The sequence below is a fragment of the Zymomonas mobilis subsp. pomaceae ATCC 29192 genome, from assembly GCF_000218875.1.
GTDB lineage: Bacteria > Pseudomonadota > Alphaproteobacteria > Sphingomonadales > Sphingomonadaceae > Zymomonas > Zymomonas pomaceae.
The window spans coordinates 961,731-981,122 of record NC_015709.1; the positions used below are offsets into that span (position 1 = coordinate 961,731).

At 43.0% G+C, this 19,392-nt stretch carries 12 protein-coding genes; 2 read left to right on the top strand and 10 right to left on the bottom strand.

The features are described 5' to 3' along the window. Positions 1–59: 59 nt before the first annotated feature. Complete coding sequence (gene mutL, locus ZYMOP_RS04335) at positions 60–1,928, top strand: DNA mismatch repair endonuclease MutL (RefSeq protein WP_013934139.1); 1,869 nt, start codon at positions 60–62, stop codon at positions 1,926–1,928. A gap of 38 nt (positions 1,929–1,966) precedes the next feature. Here the strand turns inward: mutL and ZYMOP_RS04340 are convergent, their stop codons facing one another. From ZYMOP_RS04340 to tldD, 10 genes are all read right to left on the bottom strand, one after another. After that, entirely contained in the window at positions 1,967–3,313 is a 1,347-nt protein-coding gene (locus ZYMOP_RS04340) for a bifunctional cytidylyltransferase/SDR family oxidoreductase (protein WP_013934140.1), read from the bottom strand. Between the two features lie 49 nt (positions 3,314–3,362). Further along, positions 3,363–4,946 (bottom strand): glycosyltransferase family protein, encoded by a 1,584-nt coding sequence (locus tag ZYMOP_RS04345; protein ID WP_013934141.1) that lies wholly within the window; start codon positions 4,944–4,946, stop codon positions 3,363–3,365. A gap of 170 nt (positions 4,947–5,116) precedes the next feature. Further along, positions 5,117–10,321: a DUF4011 domain-containing protein gene (locus tag ZYMOP_RS04350; protein ID WP_013934142.1), complete on the bottom strand. Its 5,205-nt coding sequence runs from the start codon at positions 10,319–10,321 to the stop codon at positions 5,117–5,119. Between the two features lie 238 nt (positions 10,322–10,559). Then, entirely contained in the window at positions 10,560–11,183 is a 624-nt protein-coding gene (locus ZYMOP_RS04355) for a ParB-like protein (RefSeq protein ID WP_013934143.1), read from the bottom strand. A gap of 153 nt (positions 11,184–11,336) precedes the next feature. Then, positions 11,337–11,909 carry a YqgE/AlgH family protein gene (locus ZYMOP_RS04360; protein WP_013934144.1) on the bottom strand — a complete coding sequence of 191 codons (573 nt, stop codon included), beginning with the start codon at positions 11,907–11,909 and terminating at the stop codon, positions 11,337–11,339. A 21-nt stretch (positions 11,910–11,930) separates the two neighbouring features. Continuing rightward, positions 11,931–13,307: a GTPase HflX gene (gene hflX, locus ZYMOP_RS04365; RefSeq protein WP_013934145.1), complete on the bottom strand. Its 1,377-nt coding sequence runs from the start codon at positions 13,305–13,307 to the stop codon at positions 11,931–11,933. Then, entirely contained in the window at positions 13,304–13,789 is a 486-nt protein-coding gene (gene hfq / locus ZYMOP_RS04370) for an RNA chaperone Hfq (protein ID WP_013934146.1), read from the bottom strand. The genes hflX and hfq overlap by 4 nt, the downstream gene beginning before the upstream one ends. Before the next feature lie 391 nt (positions 13,790–14,180). Then, positions 14,181–15,527 carry an ammonium transporter gene (locus ZYMOP_RS04375; RefSeq protein WP_013934147.1) on the bottom strand — a complete coding sequence of 449 codons (1,347 nt, stop codon included), beginning with the start codon at positions 15,525–15,527 and terminating at the stop codon, positions 14,181–14,183. A gap of 202 nt (positions 15,528–15,729) precedes the next feature. After that, positions 15,730–16,479 (bottom strand): endonuclease/exonuclease/phosphatase family protein, encoded by a 750-nt coding sequence (locus ZYMOP_RS04380; RefSeq protein WP_013934148.1) that lies wholly within the window; start codon positions 16,477–16,479, stop codon positions 15,730–15,732. A gap of 267 nt (positions 16,480–16,746) precedes the next feature. Beyond that, positions 16,747–18,183 (bottom strand): metalloprotease TldD, encoded by a 1,437-nt coding sequence (tldD, locus tag ZYMOP_RS04385; protein ID WP_013934149.1) that lies wholly within the window; start codon positions 18,181–18,183, stop codon positions 16,747–16,749. A gap of 501 nt (positions 18,184–18,684) precedes the next feature. Here tldD and ZYMOP_RS04390 point away from each other — a divergent pair. Beyond that, positions 18,685–19,326, top strand: a complete 642-nt coding sequence (locus ZYMOP_RS04390) for an aminotransferase class IV (protein WP_041581974.1) — start codon at positions 18,685–18,687, stop codon at positions 19,324–19,326. Positions 19,327–19,392: the final 66 nt, after the last annotated feature.

Genomic DNA, 19,392 nt, shown 5'->3' on the forward strand with positions numbered 1-19,392 from the left:
TTTCACATAAATATTAAACCGGAAAGCTGAAGAAAAGCGCTTGGGGCAGGGTTACCGATATGTCAATACGCCGTCTACCAGAGGATGTGATAAATCGTATCGCAGCTGGAGAAGTCGTTGAAAGACCAGCAAGTGCGCTTAAAGAATTGGTCGAAAATGCTATAGATGCCGGTTCGACCCATATTAGCATTCGCCTTTTAGCGGGTGGATTAGAAGGCCTTGAGGTTATCGATAATGGTATCGGTATTTCTGCTGATGAAATGGCGCTGGCCTTGGAACGTCATGCAACCTCAAAATTACCCGATAATGATGCCATAGAAGCTGTTACGACGCTTGGCTTTCGGGGAGAAGCGCTGCCTTCTATTGCGAGTGTTGCCCGCCTTGTTTTAGAAAGCCGCATTCTTGATAGTGACAGCGGATGGCAACGGACTATTGATAATGGTCAGTTGGAAAAAGAAGGGCCAGCCGCCCTCCCTCATGGTACAAGAATAAAGGTAGAAGATTTATTCGCACGCCTTCCAGCGCGACGTAAATTCATGCGTAGCGCTAAAAGTGAGTATATAGCCTGCCTTGATATTGTTCGCCGATTAGCGATGGCACGACCCGATATAGGTTTTTCCCTGGAACATGATGGCCGCCGGATTTTTTCACTTATGGCAGGTGAAAATCAGGCACAAAGAGTAACGACTATCATCGATAGAACGCTAAAGGATAATAGCGTATCGATAAACTATCAACGAGACCAAATGAAGGTAGAAGGGGTGGCCAGCCTACCTACTTTTCATCGTGGCTTGCCAGATCATCAATATCTGTTTGTTAATGGCCGCCCCGTAAAAGATCGAATACTTATCGGGGCTGTCAGGGCAGCGTACCATGATTTGCTAGCTAAAGACCGTCATCCTGTTCTAGCCTTATTTCTAAAACTTCCGGGTAGTGACGTCGATATCAATGTCCATCCTGCCAAAAGCGAAGTCCGCTTTCGGGATGCGACGGCTGTTCGGGGGCTCCTTATTACTGCTTTACGCGAAAGTCTTGATCTTTCTGGTTTTAGATCAGCACAACCAGCCAATGTCGAAGCCATGGGGCGTTGGCAAACCAGCGATCAACCCGCCGTGCCCTTATCACCTTCAGAAGAAAAGGAAGCGGCCTTTTTATCTTCGCCATCTGCTGTTTCTGAATCGGCTATTCCCTTTAAAGCCAAAGAACCGGAAAGCTCGTCAGATTTCAAGACGTTACCCCTAAAAAGTCGGTCTGCTGATCTTTGGAGCATAACAGGCCATCCAAAACTACCCCCAATGGGAAGAGATCGTCCTTTAAATACAGCCAAAATTCCCAGTGGACACAATGATTTCCCACTAGGATTAGCCCGAGGACAAGTGGCGGCTACTTATATTGTAGCCGAGGCGAAAGATGGTTTGGTGTTGGTTGATCAACATGCCGCCCATGAACGGCTAGTCATGGAAAGAATGCAACGTGCCCTGGCAGAAGGACAGATAACAGCACAACGTTTATTGCTGCCAGAAGTCGTCGAAATGGATGAAACGGCCTGCGATTTATTTGAAAGCCGACAGGAAGAATTTTCAGCGATGGGGTTAGAGACTGAACGCTTTGGCCAACAAGCTATCTTGGTCCGGGCGACACCGGGGCTTTTAGGGAATTGCGCGGTAAAAGAAATGGTAAAAGATTTGGCGGGTGAAATTGCTGCTTATGACCAAGCCCTTCTATTAAAAGAAAAACTCGATCATATCGTGGCGACTATGGCATGTCATAGCTCTGTCCGTGCAGGTCGATTGCTGTCCTTGGCCGAAATGAATGCCCTTTTACGTGAAATGGAAATCACGCCCCATAGTGGACAATGTAATCACGGCCGTCCGACATGGGTAAAGCTCGGCCATAAAGATATCGAAAAACTTTTTGGCCGCAGCTGAATAAAATAAGGTGAAAAGGTAACCAAAAAAGTGGCTCTTCAGTAAATATGCTTAATCAAGCCGGTTTGGGGATGCATAAGCATACCTATAACCTCTTTACTGACCACCTCAGGTGCCAAACAAACCGCTGGATTTTCTTTGGGAAATGCTTTGCGGCGCATAGGCGTATTGGCGCGACGGGGGGCAATACAAGATACCGCGATGTTATCATCAGCCCATTCTTCTGATAAGGCTTGGGTTAAATTAACGACTGCCGCTTTAGAGGCTGAATAGACAGCGGAATTTGCTCTGCCTCTGAAATAGCTACTGGAACTGACTAATAACAGATGGCCGCCCGCCTTCTTAAGATAAGGATAAGCGGTCAGCGCTACATTGATAGTGCCGACCAGATTAACATCTATCATTTCGCGAATATCTGAAGGGTTCATTTCAGTAATTTTGCCTGTTTTCAAAATACCTGAAAAAATAACAACCGCATCTATAGTAGAGGTCTTATTCAATACCTCTTTAAAAAAAGACTGAACCTGTTCCGCATGACGAATATCAACCCCTGTGCTTCTGGACGCCGGGAATACTAACCAGCCTTGTTCTTTCATCGCTTGGATGGCAGCAGCCCCTAATCCCGAAGACGCCCCGAAAATAATGACAGATTTTTTTTGTTTCTTTTCTGAAAGGACGGAACGACTTGCCGCTTGTCCTGAATACAAAATCTGTTCCGCTAAAAAGAAGTCTATCGGTGTTGTGATTTTGATGTTTTTGTCATCACCCGCTACTATACCGATAGCGGCTGTCGGATTCTGATCTAAGAATACGCCGCAATCATCAGAAAAGTGATTTAGCCTTTCTGTATCCATAGTTTGATAGGCCGCTTTAAGGGAATCTGCCCAAAATCCTTGGGGCGTTTGACCGCGGCGTAACCGACTTCTTTCTGGAATAGCCGTTAATTGTTTTTCGGCTGCATCAATTTCGACAATAGTATCAGCAGTCGGAATGACGACATCCACAGCATCATAATTGTCTAGGGCTAAGATCGTTTGGCTGATAATATCATGCGAAACAAAAGGCCGCACCGCATCATGGAACAAAACCTTTTTACGCTGCTCGCCAATAACATTTAAAGCGGCAAGCGTTGTTTCCATACGGGAAGCGCCTCCTGCCACAAGTGTTATAGCTTTATGACCTGAAAAAGCGGAAGCAATTTTTTCGATTTCGGCCTTATAATCGGTGGGATAAGTAATAATCAGTTCATCAATATCAGGATGAAAAAAGAAAGCCTCAATCGTATATTGAATGATGGGCTTTCCCCCCAAAGTCTTAAACTGCTTTGGGATAGCATCACCAAAACGGATGCCTTTTCCACCTGCCAAAATAACCGCTATAGCCATTTTATTCTCCGGCAATTGAGCCTTTTATAAAGAAGAATTTCTTTATGATTTATAAAGCTATATGATTCTGAATATCATCCACTATCCGTTTGGCGGCTTGTCCCGGCCACGGTACCATCATTTCAAAATTTTCTTTTCTGATAGCGTGAAGCGGATCGTTTCCTTCCTGTCGATAATTGTCAATAAACGCCTGTGCTTGGGCAATGGTGGTCACATCATAAGCACCACGCATAATTTTTTGCCCTATTTCATTAAAAGCACGATGACGCTGGCTATCAAGAAAGATCAGCGGTTTATCATAAAAAACCTGATATTCAGCTAAAAAGCTGACACCTTCGGTTATCATTGCATCAGAAGCTGCCAATAACGGCCCATAATCGCCCCCTTCTACTAAAGCGGTATTGGGTAAACGATTCCATAGTTTTTTGAATTGTTCGACTTGGGCTTCTGTAAATATTTGGTATAATAATAAAGCGTTAAATAATAAAGGATGAGGCTTTAGCACAAATTCAATGTCAGGTGCATTTTCAGCCCAATGTAGCATATCCCCAAAGCTTTGCGGAAAAGTCCCAAAATCTAACCAGCCCTCACCTACTGAATGATGGGGCGCCCAGATTAAACGAAATTTTTTCTTACCTTCACTTTTAATAGGCCATGCGGGATGCTTTCGGGCGTTCCATAAACGGTCTAATTTGGGATGGCCACTGACAACAATATTATCCCCTCCGCGCAAAGCTTTCTTTTTCATCCGCTGATAAAGAAGGTCATTCTCACAATAGATACGCCAGCACATACGATGGAAATACTGATCAATAGAGAAATCCTGTTCTTCCTCTTCTCCCGAAGTGAGGCGTTCAAGGATATTCAAGCCATAATAAGGAACATAGCAAAGACGGGCAAAATTAAGATTCTGGGTCTGAAAAGATTCAGGTGTATTTACTTCCCAAGGCATCTGCCGAAAAATAATATCGGGTCCAATAGCTTTTATGACCTGAAGAGCCTCGTCAAAATTATTCTTAAAACGAATATGAGGAATAGCCTCCTTTTCTAAACCTTGATGAACGTCCTCTTCTGCCTGATAATCTTGCGTTTCAGGAAAATATCGAGGAGAGGTTGCGACAACAGGTTCAAAGTTATCGCTTTCACGCATGATCATATAAATATCATGCAGACTATCCCACATAGAAATATTGTGAATTAAGAATAAAACTTTTATTTTCTGCGACTGTCGCGTGCTACGTTGAGAGACCAAATTCACAGTATCACGTATCTGATCCAATTTTCGTTCTAATATTATTAAGGCTGGCGTCATATCCGCAACAGCCGGTGCAGCATCCTCGCCTCGTTCTAACTCGCCTCGTTCTAACAAAATATAGCGTGGTTTTTCCTCTGAACGTGTCGTGCCCTGACCAAAAAAGATAAAAAGGTCATTATGTTCAAGGCAGCAGGCAAAAAGGATAGATGGTGTTTTGTTTTGATTAGTCAACGCAATCTGAGTTCCGATAACCGACCAATATTGCCGTTCGAAATGCTGTGCTCCAGAAATTTCTCCATTCTCAAGAAAGCGAATGTTTTTTTCAAGCAGCGTTCCATCTTCCTGAAAAAGATCAAAGGTTTTTTCGGTTAACTTCATTCCACACTCCACCGATCTTTTCAGATGCTTGTTTTATAAGACCTAATAAAAATTGAGACATCAGCTTTTTCTACTTAAAGATTAGATGAAATTTTAATGTCTCAAATCTCTTAATTTTTGAATACTCAACGAAATTATAGCCTTTTAATCGTCTAAAGCTTTATAATATCTCATCCCAGAGCCTCCGGCACTGTTCTTTTAAGCCGATCTTCTTCCAGTAAAGCCATTAAACCTTTATGCAAATGATCGGCTGCACTTTGTTTATCGACCCACCAATCGGTTGACCAAACGCGCAGTAATTTCCACCCCAATTCTGACAATATAGCCGCCCGCACCTTATCCCGATCACGGGCTGTCGCTGCGCTATGATAGGTTGCGCCATCACATTCTACACCGGCCAGATAATCGCCTGGGCGATCGGGATGGACAACGCCAAGATCGATCCGAAAGCGAGATACCCCAATCTGAGAAGCGACTTGCCATCCACGCTGCATTAATTCTCCTGCGACGGCTTCTTCAAAAGGAGAATCATAACCGCCTAATGATCCATGGACGGCGGTTGAAAAAGCCTGTGGGCCCCGATCCGCAAATTCGATAAAATGCTTCAGATCAATCACAGCTCTTGATGTTGTCCGGTTAAGATCAATCATTTCCGGCCCAAAAGACGTAAACAGAATCATTTCTTGCCTTGCCCGCGTCAAAGCGACATTAAGCCGTCGCCATCCCCCTTCAGCGGATAAGGGGCCAAAGGACATCAACATAGTAGGCGCATTAGGTTCAGTCGGGCCAAAACCAATCCCTAAAATAATAATATCTCGTTCAATGCCTTGAACCGTTTCAAGATTACGAACGGTGACGGGCTCGGCAAGCGTATCACTAAAATGATGTTCAATTTCAGGATGATCTCGTCGGGCTTTATCCAACAGATCTTCAACCAATCTTTGCTGGTCAGTGTTCAGCGTAATAATACCCAAAGACCAACCTTGCTGATTGAATTCAGGCATGGTCAAACGGGTGATTGCTTCATCAACCATGGCCTGTGCTTCAATCGCATTCACGCGATTGCGGCCTCGACTATAAACGCCTTCAACGCGCCGCCAATGGACAGCGCTTTCTTTACGGACAGGTGCTGGAAAAGTGACTAACCCCCCATCGTAATAGCTATAATTTGAAAAAGCGATCAGGCTTTCATGGCGACTACGATAATGAAAGCTCAAGGAATGCATGGGAATACCGGCGGTCAAACATTCATCAAGGATGCTTTCCATATCCCGTTCTGTATCAGTTTCTAAATCATCATTTTGGACAGAGCGATTAAAAAAGCTGGTCGGCGGCATCTGGCGTGGATCGCCCGCGACAATAACCTGTTTTCCTCGGGCCATGGCTCCAATAGCATCCCAAGGCGCAATCTGAGAGGCTTCATCGAAAATAACCAAATCAAATAAATCATGATCTGGTGGTAAAAATTGCGCCACAGAAAGAGGGCTCATCAGCATGCAAGGGGTTAAACGGCTAAAATCCTTACCCATTTCTGTAATTAACTGACGAATAGGCATGTGATGTTGTTTTAACTGCAATTGCATTTTCAGCGTAGCATAGCCTGCTGGTAGCCCTTCTTTTTCATCAACCGCGATCCGTTTAGAAAGCTGTGCACGGATGTACTGGATGGCTAATTCCGATAAATGGTCATCCAGCTTACGAAAAGCAGCGATGTCAGCCATTTGCATCGCCGAAGAAAAGCGTCGTAATCTTGGTTCAGCATCAATAAGATTACTGGCAAACCAGCGGGCATAAGCGGCTTCAAAAACCGATAAGGCATTTTCACCCGTCACAGCATGGCTTTCGATAGCCTCTACCAACGGTTTTAAACCGGCTGAAACCGCCTCGTAACGTATGCGCTGCCAATTCGCCCAAGCTTGTAAGCGGTTTTCTTGGTTAATGACCGTTTCAGCTAAGGCAAGCCATGATTTGGGATCATCGGATAAAGGCGAATCGGCTAAGGAAACAAAATGCTCTTTTGTTCTATCAACGCCTTGTAAAGCCTTTTTCAGCCGTCTTGCTGCAATCATCAGCGGAGAGGTCGGCTCTAATAAGGCATTAGCCTCAATCACTAAATTTTTGACGGATTGTCTTAAAGTTATCAGATGCTCGGGATTAGCGGCTTGGGCTATTATCGCTGCTTCTAAATCCTCTGCAAAACGGCACTCATCTTCAATCATACCTAAATGACTGCCAATATCTTTCCAACCCGCAAAATTCTTTATTTCAGGCACAGCTTTTTTTAATTGATAAAGCTTCTCATATAATCGCGCCATCATCACCAAACGTGGCAAATCATGAGCAGCGTCAATTTTCCCTTTTGTCCGACCTGCCTTTGCCAAGCGCTTGATAATTTTTTTCTTCTCAAAACCGGCTAAAAACCAAAAGCGTTGTTCGGCTTTTTCCCACTCATTCCATAGACTGCGCGGATGACTGCGAAGACGTTTTAAAATGTCACGATCATAGCGCACAGAAAGGCCGGCAGCTTCTTTTCTATAGCTTTTTAAAAGGGAGATGGCCTGATGGGCAGCCTCTATAATTTTGTCTTTTTTAGGTGAAAAAGTCAGATAACAGTTATGACCATACGCTTGGCCCAATAGATGGATAAAACTACTTAACTGTTCTAAATCATCCCGAGTGTTTATAACCACAGAAAGACCGGAAGCATCTATAATAGCCTCTTTGGCGGCTTCGACTTCCGTTACGGCTCTTTGTAATTTTTTAGCCGCCGCAACAATAGCGTCTTGCCAGCCATTAGACCATTCACTGACCGTAACAGATTCAAAATCTTGCGGTAAATCACCGACTTCCTGCCACGCTAGCCCTAAACGTCGCGCAAGATCACGAAAATGCGCTAAATCTTTTTCACTATGCTGTAACGGATGATAAAAAGTTAATCGTGGTACCGCACGGCCTCCATCGCGCACGACTAAACCGATTGCTTGATAAAGCGTCAAACCATTGGGTTGACGCTGATGAAGTAACTGTACAACCTCATTAAGATTATCACGCAATATCCTTAATTTTTCGGCTTCGATCTTCCAGTCTTCTTCTGTAACATCCTTACTCGCCGTCCAAGCGCGATTAAGCTGTTTTATGACTTCTGCTCGGGTGGCCTTGCTGGAATGTAGTTCCAAACAGAAGTCCCCTAAACCTTTAGCGTTTAGACGACGTTGAACGACATCAAGCGCTGCCTTTTTTTCGGCAACAAACAACACACGCCGCCCTAAGGCTAAATTATGGGCAATAATATTTGCAATAGTTTGGGATTTCCCAGTGCCAGGAGGGCCATCCAGAACAAAATCACATCCCTTAGCCGAGGCGACAATAGCCGCTAGTTGCGAACTATCCGCAGGAAGCGGCGTAAAAAGTTCTCCAGGTTTAACCGCATTATCAAGATTTTCTGCAACAGGAAAAGGCTTGTTTTTAGGAAGATTTTCGGGTTTCCTATCTAAAAGATAGCGAACAAGTGGACTTTCTTTTAACTGATCGGAACGATCGGTAAGATCTTTCCACATCAGATATTTAACAAAAGAAAACGTGCTGAGCATACTCTCCGGGATCAGCTCAAAACCTTTCATATCCCGAATGGTATGGCGTATAATGGTCCAAATAGCTTCAATATCAACCTGACCGTCCCGTTCAGGTAAAACACCATTTAAAGCAGGAATAGTAAGATTAAAATCATGACGAAGCATTTCCAGCAATGTCAGATTAAAGCGTATTTCATCTTCATGCCGTGTCATAACGACACCTGACAAGGCACTTTTTCTTTCTAAGGTAACAGGTATTAAGATCAGAGGGGCCAGATAATGCCGTTCTTCGTCAGGATTCCGTTTCCATTTTAGAAATCCCACGGCCAAAAACAAAGTATTAGCCCCGCCTTCATCAACATCACTTCTTGCTTTACGGTAAAGGTCTATAAGGGTCGCTTCCAAAGCTTTGGAAGACAAGGAAGACATAATCTCACCGCGTGTAAGCGCTGCCGCTGCTATTTCTGCTATTAAATCGCCCTGATTTTGGGCCGCATAAAGATTTTTATCTCGTCCACTTACGGAAAGATCAGGAAGCGCAGTTATTTTTAATTTTTTACCTTCTGCCAACCGTGCTTCTAACTGCATCGGGTCTGAACAAATCAAAGGCACCAGCTTTCCTTTAGCCGGTAAATTTAATAAGCGGTTACGGGGCGTTAATTCCAGAAGTTTACGCTGCCAGTTTGTCAGGCGATCTTTAGCGATAATGCCTTTTTCTTCGTTTTCAACGTCAAAAGCAGGCAAAGCAGGCGCGGATTCAAAAGCCTCTGCCGCCTCCCAATTCACAATAGAAGCGCTATCTTCCAATTCTGAAACTGTGCTGAGAGGGCGTATCTTTTGCAAACGCGCCCGATGAATATCAATCGCCATTTCAAAATCAGAGGCAAATTCTGGCGCTATTTTTCGTAAAGCACTTTTTTCAGCAATAGTTAAAGAGGCGGGTATCCTCTGCAAAATAAAGCCTGAGTCCAATAACAAAATATCTTTAAGATCTATACGGCGTCTTAAAGCAGCGGCTTCATCGGTAATAAGCGAAGCAAATTCTATTGGTTGTAACCAGACACCTGTTAAAACTGTTTCTTTTAAAAGAATGACAAGCGGATTTAAGCCTGCCTTTTCAAGCACAGCGGCTAATAATAAAGCACAATCAAGACGATTGGCTATCTGACCTGAAACTATTCTTTCTGGTGTTCTGATCTTTTGACCATTTTCAGTATAATTATCGGATATTTCTGCTTCGGCTATATGTAAACCACATAAAGCCGACCAGATAGCCGAAGTAATTTCCCATACCCGACTACGAGATTGTGCCTTATACCCTTCTATAGTCTCGTCACGACCGGCCTTCCCCAAAACATCGGCTGCCGTTTTTAAAATGCGATCGATAGCGGGATCATTCGGCATCACAAAGGCCGGTAATAATTCCGACATTGTTTTATAACCGCCCCATTGATCATAAGACAAAAGCTCAATAGGCAGGGAATGTTCTGTTATTAAAACATCACCTTTAACCAAAGTGAAATTCAGATGGGCGGTTATGCTTTCTCTAAGCTCATGCAGAAAAGCTGCCTCTAAGGTTATCGGCTGGAAGGCTACGGAATAGACTGTTTTCGAATGAAGATAGGGGATTGTCCATCGAGATTCCCTTATAAAGGGTAAATCTGCCGTTAAGGTCAGCGTTAAATCCTGAAAATCTTCCTCAGTCTCATTGATAACTTCAAGACTATGCAACAAAGGGACGGCATTCTGATGAGACGCAAAACCAATTTTACTGGCGACTGAAACGCCAATTCTGATACGCATGCACTATAATCCCTCACCTTTATCGCATATTAAGGCGTTCAGGCGTCCTCATCGAAATAACAATAATGATGAGCATCACGCCCACCATTGATTAATCACCCTATAGAACTTGATAGATAGAGTTATTCAATCGCTTTTTTTAAGAAAGCGCAGAATACAACAAAAAAACGTATTTTATCGAAGATATGTGAAGCAATCCCAGATAAAAGAACATCAAACAAAAAATTATGCTGTTCTTTTAAGCATTTGATGACAAAGGGCCGCACCAACCTGGCAAATAAGAAGCCTGTTTTTGGCGTGCCAAGACCAAAGATTTTTTCAAGGCAGCATCAAAATCTTTTTCTATATCTTCGCCATTAAATTGACGACGTAAATAATCAGCCCATAAAAATTCGCTAAAAGGTGTCGTATCCTTAGCATAGCCACCGGATCGCCTTAATGCCCCAGCTAAGGAGCGGTAAGAGTCATTTTTAAGGCCTTTTAAATCGGATGGAATAGCCTGATAAGATTGGCGATCTCCCTTTTCATCAAAAGGATGCATCCATCCCCGATTATCCATAACAAACCAGAAGTGATCATCTTCTAATTTGGAAAGATTAGCTATTACGGTAATAGCTACTTTTTCTACACCTTCATCTAAAAGGGCACGGCATAAGTGATGGTGATCAAGAACGTAAGGTTGTTCTTGAGATCCAAGAATAACGGGAATTAGATGCTTTCCCAGATAGAGAGAAGCCTTATCTGTTTTTTCCTGACGCCATCCTTGGCGCTTTATCGCTACTTCACGCATACCGACAGAAATTTGGGTAGGATGCAAATCTACTAACGGAACAGTTACAAGTTTAGGTTCGCGAGCATTCACTACAACGTCTCCGGCTCGGAAAATGAATATTTTTTATATGATTTTTATAAAAAATTAGACGAATAAAATTCGCAGATAAATACTATAAATTTTAATTAATTAATAAAAAAGAAATTAAAATCCACAGACAATTCTATATTTAATATTGTTGATCTATGCCTGTCCCACGCTTACCGCCAACCGATGAAGATCAACCCCTGCGCTTTGATAACTTTGTATCCAGCGATCTTTCGCAGAGCAGCTAAAAAGCAGATGATCTTCTGCCTTTGTGATGAACCAATCCGCCTGTTTAATTTCCCGATCAAGTTGCCCTGCACCCCAACCAGAATAGCCCAAAGCAACAAGCCAATGATCTGGCCCTTTTCCAAGACTCAAGGCATGAAGAATATCCAATGTGCTTGTAAGGGCCCATGCTTTACCGACCATCATGCTATCCGCTGTTTGCCAATCACGACTATGTAATACCATACCACGCTGAGGTTCACAGGGCCCCCCCACATGGACAGGGCGGTCCGGTGCTAGACCCGGCTTAATATCTAATTGGCGCATTAACGTATGCAAGCTAACATCCGGCACAATATGGCTGATATTTAATCCCAAAGCGCCTTCTCTATTAAAAGCACATAAGGCAATAACGGCTTCTTTAAATTCAGAATCTCTCATGGCGGGTAAAGCCAAAAGCAACAAGCCGCTTAGATCAGAAGATACGGGGTTATATAAAGCCATATTGTGGTAGTAGCGCTCCCTTTATAGGGGATGCAAGCCTTCCTTTTCGTTCTTTAAAGTGGTCTCATCGTTATAAAGAAAACCAAAGCGCTCGATAAAACGCCCCCAATTTTCATCGGACATCCTGACATCAAATTCCATTTGTGCCTGATCATTCATAGTCTGATTGACGACTTCACCATGGGCATGAAGCCAAGCCATAGCCTGCCCTTCAGTTGAAGGTAAATCAATATGACGCAACCGATGCGCATTTGATAAACGTTCTGAAATTAAATGGCGTAGCGATTCGATACCTTCACCCGTCCACGCTGAAATCAAGGCGACATCTTCACGTCTTGAGGCTTCGGCGGCTAAACTTTCATGCGCTTCTTCGGATAAAAGATCACTTTTGTTCCACGCTTCAATAATGGGGATAGCAAATTCACCCCCTTCTTCAACGGGAGCAATACCGATTTCCGCTAAAACACGTTCAACATCATCGCGTTCTGAATCGCTATCAGGCTGTGCAATATCACGAACATGCAAAATTAAATCAGCTGCGGTAACCTCTTCCAAAGTAGCGCGAAAGGCGGCCACTAATTGCGTTGGAAGATCCGAAACAAAGCCAACCGTATCAGAAAGAATAGCCTTATCGATACCGGGAAGCTCAATCTGGCGCATAGTCGGATCAAGAGTCGCAAAGAGCAAATCTTTGGCCATGACATCAGCACCGGTTAATCTATTAAAAAGCGTTGATTTACCCGCATTGGTATAACCCACCAAGGCAATAACAGGCCACGGAGCGCGTTTTCGTCTGGCACGGTGTAAACCGCGGGTTCGCGTTACTTGGGCTAAATCGCGCCGTAATTTAGCCATTCGGTCACGAATCATGCGTCGGTCGGCTTCAATCTGGGTTTCACCCGGTCCGCCAAGGAATCCAAACCCCCCACGCTGCCGCTCAAGATGGGTCCAACTCCGAACCAAACGTCCAGCCTGATAATCAAGATGGGCTAATTCGACTTGTAAGCGCCCTTCAGCTGTTGCCGCGCGTGCACCAAAAATCTCAAGGATAAGCCCTGTTCGATCGATGACCTTAACATCCAAGGCGGTCTCAAGATTACGTTGCTGAATAGGAGTTAAAGGTCCATCAACCACCACCAGATCAATTTCTTCATCTTTCGCCGCCGTGACGATTTGATCGACCTGTCCCTGTCCGAATAAAGTCGCAGCCTTTGGGGATCGTAAACGGAACGCTAACTTAGCCACGACATCCAGACCAATAGCATGGGCTAGGCCGGTTGCCTCTTCCAGACGGGCTTCTGTTGAACGCCGATTATTATCTTCTAATTCCGGCAGAACAACTAATATCCGCGCCCCTTGTGAAACGCCATCTGCGTCAGATCGGACAAAACCGCTCAATCTTCTTCCCGCCTTTCTGCCATTGTCAAATCTATAGATTTAACCGGCTGTACGGTTGAAACCGCATGTTTGTAAACTAATTGTGCGTCATCATTGCGTGTCAACAGAACGCAGAATAAATCGAATGCGGCGATCTCGCCCTGTAACATCACACCATTGATTAAAAACATGGTGACAGGTTCTTGTTGCTGCATAACAGCAGACAAAAACACATCTTGTAACAGACTCGATTTCCGCTCTGCCATGATAGAACGACTTTCCTTCAACTGATCCAGTTGATGGGCAGGGATAATCGTTGAAATGGCATGTTTATAAACAAGCTGTGACTGGCCATCCCTCCGCAATAGAATAGAGAAATTATCAAACCAGGTGATTACACCTTGCAATTTAACCCCTTTAACCAAAAACATGGTAACAGGGGTTCTTGTTTTTCGCAGCGTATTGAGGAAAAAATCCTGAAGATTATTGACCTTTTCGGCCATGGTCCGGTTCTCCGGTTTGTTGGCTGAGCAAAAAAGACGAAAAATCGTCACAAAAGCATTCACGCTCAGCAAATATGAATGCGAAGTTACACGCTAGACTCTGTATAGATATATAATACAGTTTAAATCTTCAAATGTCACAAAGACAAATCAAGCTACAACGGAAATTTTAGCAAGACGCCTAATATTAAACTTAATCATACTTCTTATTATCGTAAAATAAAAATACTACTAAAATTATATATAATAAAATATTGAATAATTTCAATTTTTTAAAAATAAAAAATAAAAGGCAGAACTTATAAAAAAGCCCTGCCCTTTATTTTTTAAAAATAAAATATTTTTCTTGTAATAAAAAATAATATTTTAAAAATTAAGTCTAAAAACAAAATCAAAAATTAAGGTTATAGGCACGTTCATCATGTTCACTAATATCTAAACCAATATTTTCTTCTTCTGGTGATACACGTAAACCAACGATTTTATCAACAACAAAGAAAACAATGGTAGAACCAATAGCTGACCAAAGAACAGCGACGGCGACAGCAAAAACCTGAATAAGCAACTGATGTCCGATGGCATAATCCGCATTACCCGGCCCACCGAGTAAAGGTGAACAAAAAAGACCCGTCGCGATAGAACCAATAATCCCGCCGATGCCATGAACCCCAAAGGCATCTAAGGCATCATCAAATTGCAGTTTCGGTTTAACATAAATGACCATCCAAAAGCAGCCAAAAGAAGCCAAGATACCGATAATCATTCCGCCCATAGGACCAGCATTACCCGCAGCAGGGGTAATAGCGACCAAACCTGCAATCGCACCAGAACAAGCCCCCAACAAGGAAGGTTTACGCCCCACCATTGCTTCAAGGCTGATCCAAGTTAAAATTGCCGTTGCTGTCGCTAAAAAGCTATTAATCATCGCCAGTCCGGCTGAACCATTAGCCCCCAAGGCAGAACCTGCATTGAAACCGAACCAGCCGACCCATAATAAACCAGTACCAGTCAATGTCATCATCATCGAATGGGGGGCCATTAATTCTTTGTTATAGCCAGAGCGTTTACCAATAATCAGACAGCCGACCAAGGCCGAGATACCGGCATTAATATGCACAACGGTACCACCTGCAAAATCCAAGGCGCCCATTTTAAAGAAATAGCCATCAGATGACCACACCATATGCGCTAAAGGCAGATAGACCAGCAACAGCCATAACGGGGTAAAAAGCATTACCGCCTTGAATTTAATCCGTTCAGCAAAACCACCCAAAGCCAAAGCCGCTGTAATGGCAGCAAATGTCATCTGATAACAAATGAAAACATATTCCGGAATACTTCCCGAGATACTGGCAGGCGTTACTTTTTTCAAAAACAGATTAGTCAAATCACCAATGAAAGGTGAAGAACCACTAAAAGCCAAGGAATACCCGATTAAAGGCCACAGCACCATGACCACAGCCGTCATACACAAAATTTGGGTCAATAAAGATAAAGCATTTTTGGCGCGGACCATTCCCACATAAAATAAAGCCAACCCCGGAACAATCATCAACAGAACCAAGGCTGTCGAGATCAGCATCCAAGCCGTATCCCCGCTATCAATACTGGCAGGCGTTTCCGCCCAAACCGGAGTGGTTAAACCAACCGCCGTTATACCGATGATTTTTTTTAAAAACCCTATCTGATTAATAACAGGGCTAAACAGATTCTGCCCGTTTCTTTTTAATTTCTGCATTCCCCGATATATCCCTAAAGAGCACAACAAGCTGGCATGATTTAGAATAACAATTCGCTTAAAAAAACATATTTGTTCTTTTATTCTTACAAAACCTAACGCAGGCCAAAACTATTATCCAATAGAAATTACCTAATGAGTGACTCTTAAGCGGGTATTTTTATAGGGAAAAAATATAAAAATTCATAAAAACGATGCAATATTACAAAACAGAAGACGCAGAAAGAGACAAGGTTGCCCATATCGGTAAATGGTCAGAAGCTTTTTGAGCGACGGGTGTATTGTGAACACCGCACGCTAATAATTTGATACCAGGACCAATAATAATTCGGTCTAATGTCCCAATCGGGCGATTGGCCGGAAAGCTGGCACCGGTGGGTAAAGCTCTAAAATCATCAGGTAATAAACGAAGACAACCAAAACGCTTACGCCATTGATTAAAATCCCCCATGACAACCGTTGGTAAATCTTGGGGCGTCTGCTTAAGACTATTAATAATAGCGGCCACCTGCCGTCGACGATATAGGCCAGAAAGATCAAGATGGGCACCAATAAAGCGCCATGGATTGCCCGCTATCCGAATATCACTTATTATAGCGCCCCGTGGCTCAAGCCGAGGCAATCTTAGACGTTCATATCCTAAACAGGCTGCCGAATCTCGTACCAGTAAGGCATTCCCATGCCACCCGAGACTACAAGATCGTAAAGACAAGGGAATGTAAGTATAGCCATGCGCCTTGATAGCCTCAAAAGGTAAAACAGCCCTGCGATTTCCAAAACGATGATCAGCTTCCTGAAGAGCAATACAATCAGCATCGATTTCATCGAGCACGGTTAAAATTCGTTCAGGATCACGCCGTTGATCATTACCAATAGCCTTGTGAATATTATAAGAGGCTACTTTAATCGTATAATGGGAATTTAAAGGGGTTGGCGATATATCATACGCCATCTTTATTCTCCTTCTGCCAAATTTATACTTAGCAGAATTATAAAATTTAAATACGTTACGCTTTTATCCCTGTAGAAAATATAGATTTTATTCCCAAAAAAGAAATAATTTTTTCAAAAAGCCTTTAAATTATATAATTTAAGATAAACGCAGTTAAATTTATTAAAAAAAAGTGAAATTTAAGGCATTTTAATTTGGTAATAGATGGGAATAGGCACTGCATATTTGATAATATTGCCTATTCCCTGTTCTACTGCTTATAATAATTTAAGTGGCCGTTCCGCCGACGGTTAATCCTTCCACTAATAAGCTGGGTTGGCCAACCCCTGCAGGTACAGACTGTCCCCCCTTACCGCAAATACCTACACCTTCATCTAACGCTAAATCATTTCCGATAGCCGCGATTTTGTTAAGAACTGTCGGGCCATCACCAATCAATGTAGCGCCCTTAATGGGCGCGCCAATCCGACCATTTTCAATAAAATAAGCTTCAGTGCAGGAAAAAACGAATTTACCACTGGTAATATCCACCTGTCCGCCACCAAAATTTTTAGCAAAAATACCTTTTTTAACCCGTGACATAATCTCGGCAGGATCTTCTTGTCCCGCAGCCATAAAGGTGTTGGTCATACGCGGCATAGGCGCGTGCACATAACTTTCACGACGTCCATTCCCCGTAGGGGCCATCCCCATAAGACGGGCGTTCAACCGATCTTGCATATAAGATTTTAAAATGCCGTTTTCAATCAGCACCGTACGACTGGTAGGTGTCCCTTCATCATCAATACTGAGTGATCCTCGACGATCGGCAATAGAACCATCATCAATAACAGTAACACCATCTGCTGCCACTTTTTCGCCGATTCGACCTGAAAAGACAGAGGAACCTTTTCGGTTGAAATCACCTTCTAATCCGTGTCCTACCGCTTCATGTAATAACACACCAGGCCAACCCGGCCCTAACACGACTGGCATTTCTCCGACAGGCGCGGGTACCGCTTCCAGATTTACCAAAGCAGAAGCCAAGGCCATATCTATACCGCGTTGCCATGATGCTTCTTCAAAAATGGGGTCATAAAGGTAGCGACCACCCAATCCGTAAAAGCCGGATTCTCGCCGTCCATTCTTTTCAACAACAACGGAAATGTTTAGCCGAACTAAAGGCCGAATGTCTTGGGCAATAAAACCGTCGGCTCTTATAATTTCAATAACGCTCCATGAAGCCGATAAGCCGACTGATACTTGGCAAACATGCGGATCTCTAGCCCGAGCCGCCGCATCAATCTTTTGGCACAAAGCCACTTTTTCGGAAAAAGGTTTTAAAGTGAGGGGATTAGCATCGGTATAAAGGTGACGATTAGTACGAGAAGGGGCCGAAGGGGGTGATATTTTGGTCGGATCTAATAAACGTAAGGTTTCACCAGCCCGCTGGATAGCCTCCGCTGAAATTTCGCTTGCATGGGCAAAGCCCGTTGATTCACCCGATAAGCCCCGAAGCCCGAAGCCCGATTGATTATCATAACTAGCATTTTTCAATCGGCCATCGTCGAAAGAAAAACTTTCAGAGACACCATATTGTAAATATAATTCCCCGTCGTCACAATATCCCAGCGCTTTAGAGGTTAGACGCTGGGCATCATCCGGCGTTAGTAAACCAGGGCGATAAAGGAAATGGCGAGGCGCGTCAGCTATAGCAATAGTCATGTTCTATAATTATAACGCTATGGCGATGGGTGCAATCGCTGAACGCATCAAATAATACGTGTTAAACATAAAAAACACAAAACATCTTAAATTAAAGATGTCTATCGATACCCTCCTGACATTTTTGAATTTTAGATGTACCTAAATTAGACTATATTTTTTATCAAAATATCAAAAACAGGAATTTCAACTAACCCTGTCTAAAAGACATAAAATTAATTATTGATTATAGTTTAGCTATGGGATTTCGCTAAAAAATAGATTTCTTAAAAAATTCATAGAAATCATTTTTATTTTATATCTTTACTAAACGACAAATTTTAAAAGGTTATTTAAAGTTATCTTGCAACATTATCGTTACAAGGTCATATTTCTGTTTAAATTGTCTGCCTTTTTCAAAAACCATTAGGCGGCATTAATGAATCAGCCTTGGTTTTTATGGTAGAAAATAGAAGTAAAATAACAGAAAACGCCCCATCTGTAGAGGAATTCTCCCCTTCATTGATCGATTGGCAAAAATATAGTGCGCTCACAGAAGTGATGCGCTTTGAACCTCTTGCGGGCATTTCAGCCTTAGATCAACATTTGACCCGATTAGAAAATTCTGCCGAGCGGCTCGGTTTCATCTATAATCGACATGATGTGCGCAATCGCCTCCACATGGCATGTTTTCCGCTTACATCTCCTCAGTTTATACAATTGGCTATTAACTATACAGGACAAATTGTTATTGAGATAATGCCTCAGCAAACAGGCCCCACAAAAACCATCGGCTGTTACTCTATAAAAAGAGCTTTATCCTCTGATGATAAACGGCTGTATCATGCGCTTACGCCAAGACCTTTTTATTCAGAAAAAGCTTTTGAAAATTTAAATGAAAATAAAGCAGACGATACTGTCTGGTTAGCGGTGGATTCAAAAAATTATCCGACAGAAACCGCTTTCGGTAATATCTTTGTTACGCACAAAAATGAATTATTAACCCCGCCCCTCTCGCTTGGTTTAGTACCAGGCCTTCTTAGACAGGCTTTGCTAGACAGTCATCAGGCAAAAGAAGCCAAAATCACGATCAAGGATCTACAATCAGGTTTTCTTATCGGTCATGATCTGTTCGGACTAGTCAAGGCAAAATTACTTCGCTAAAAATCCGCCGCATGGCAAGCAATATAGAGGTTACACTCTAAATCTTACCTATCAACAAAGGATACT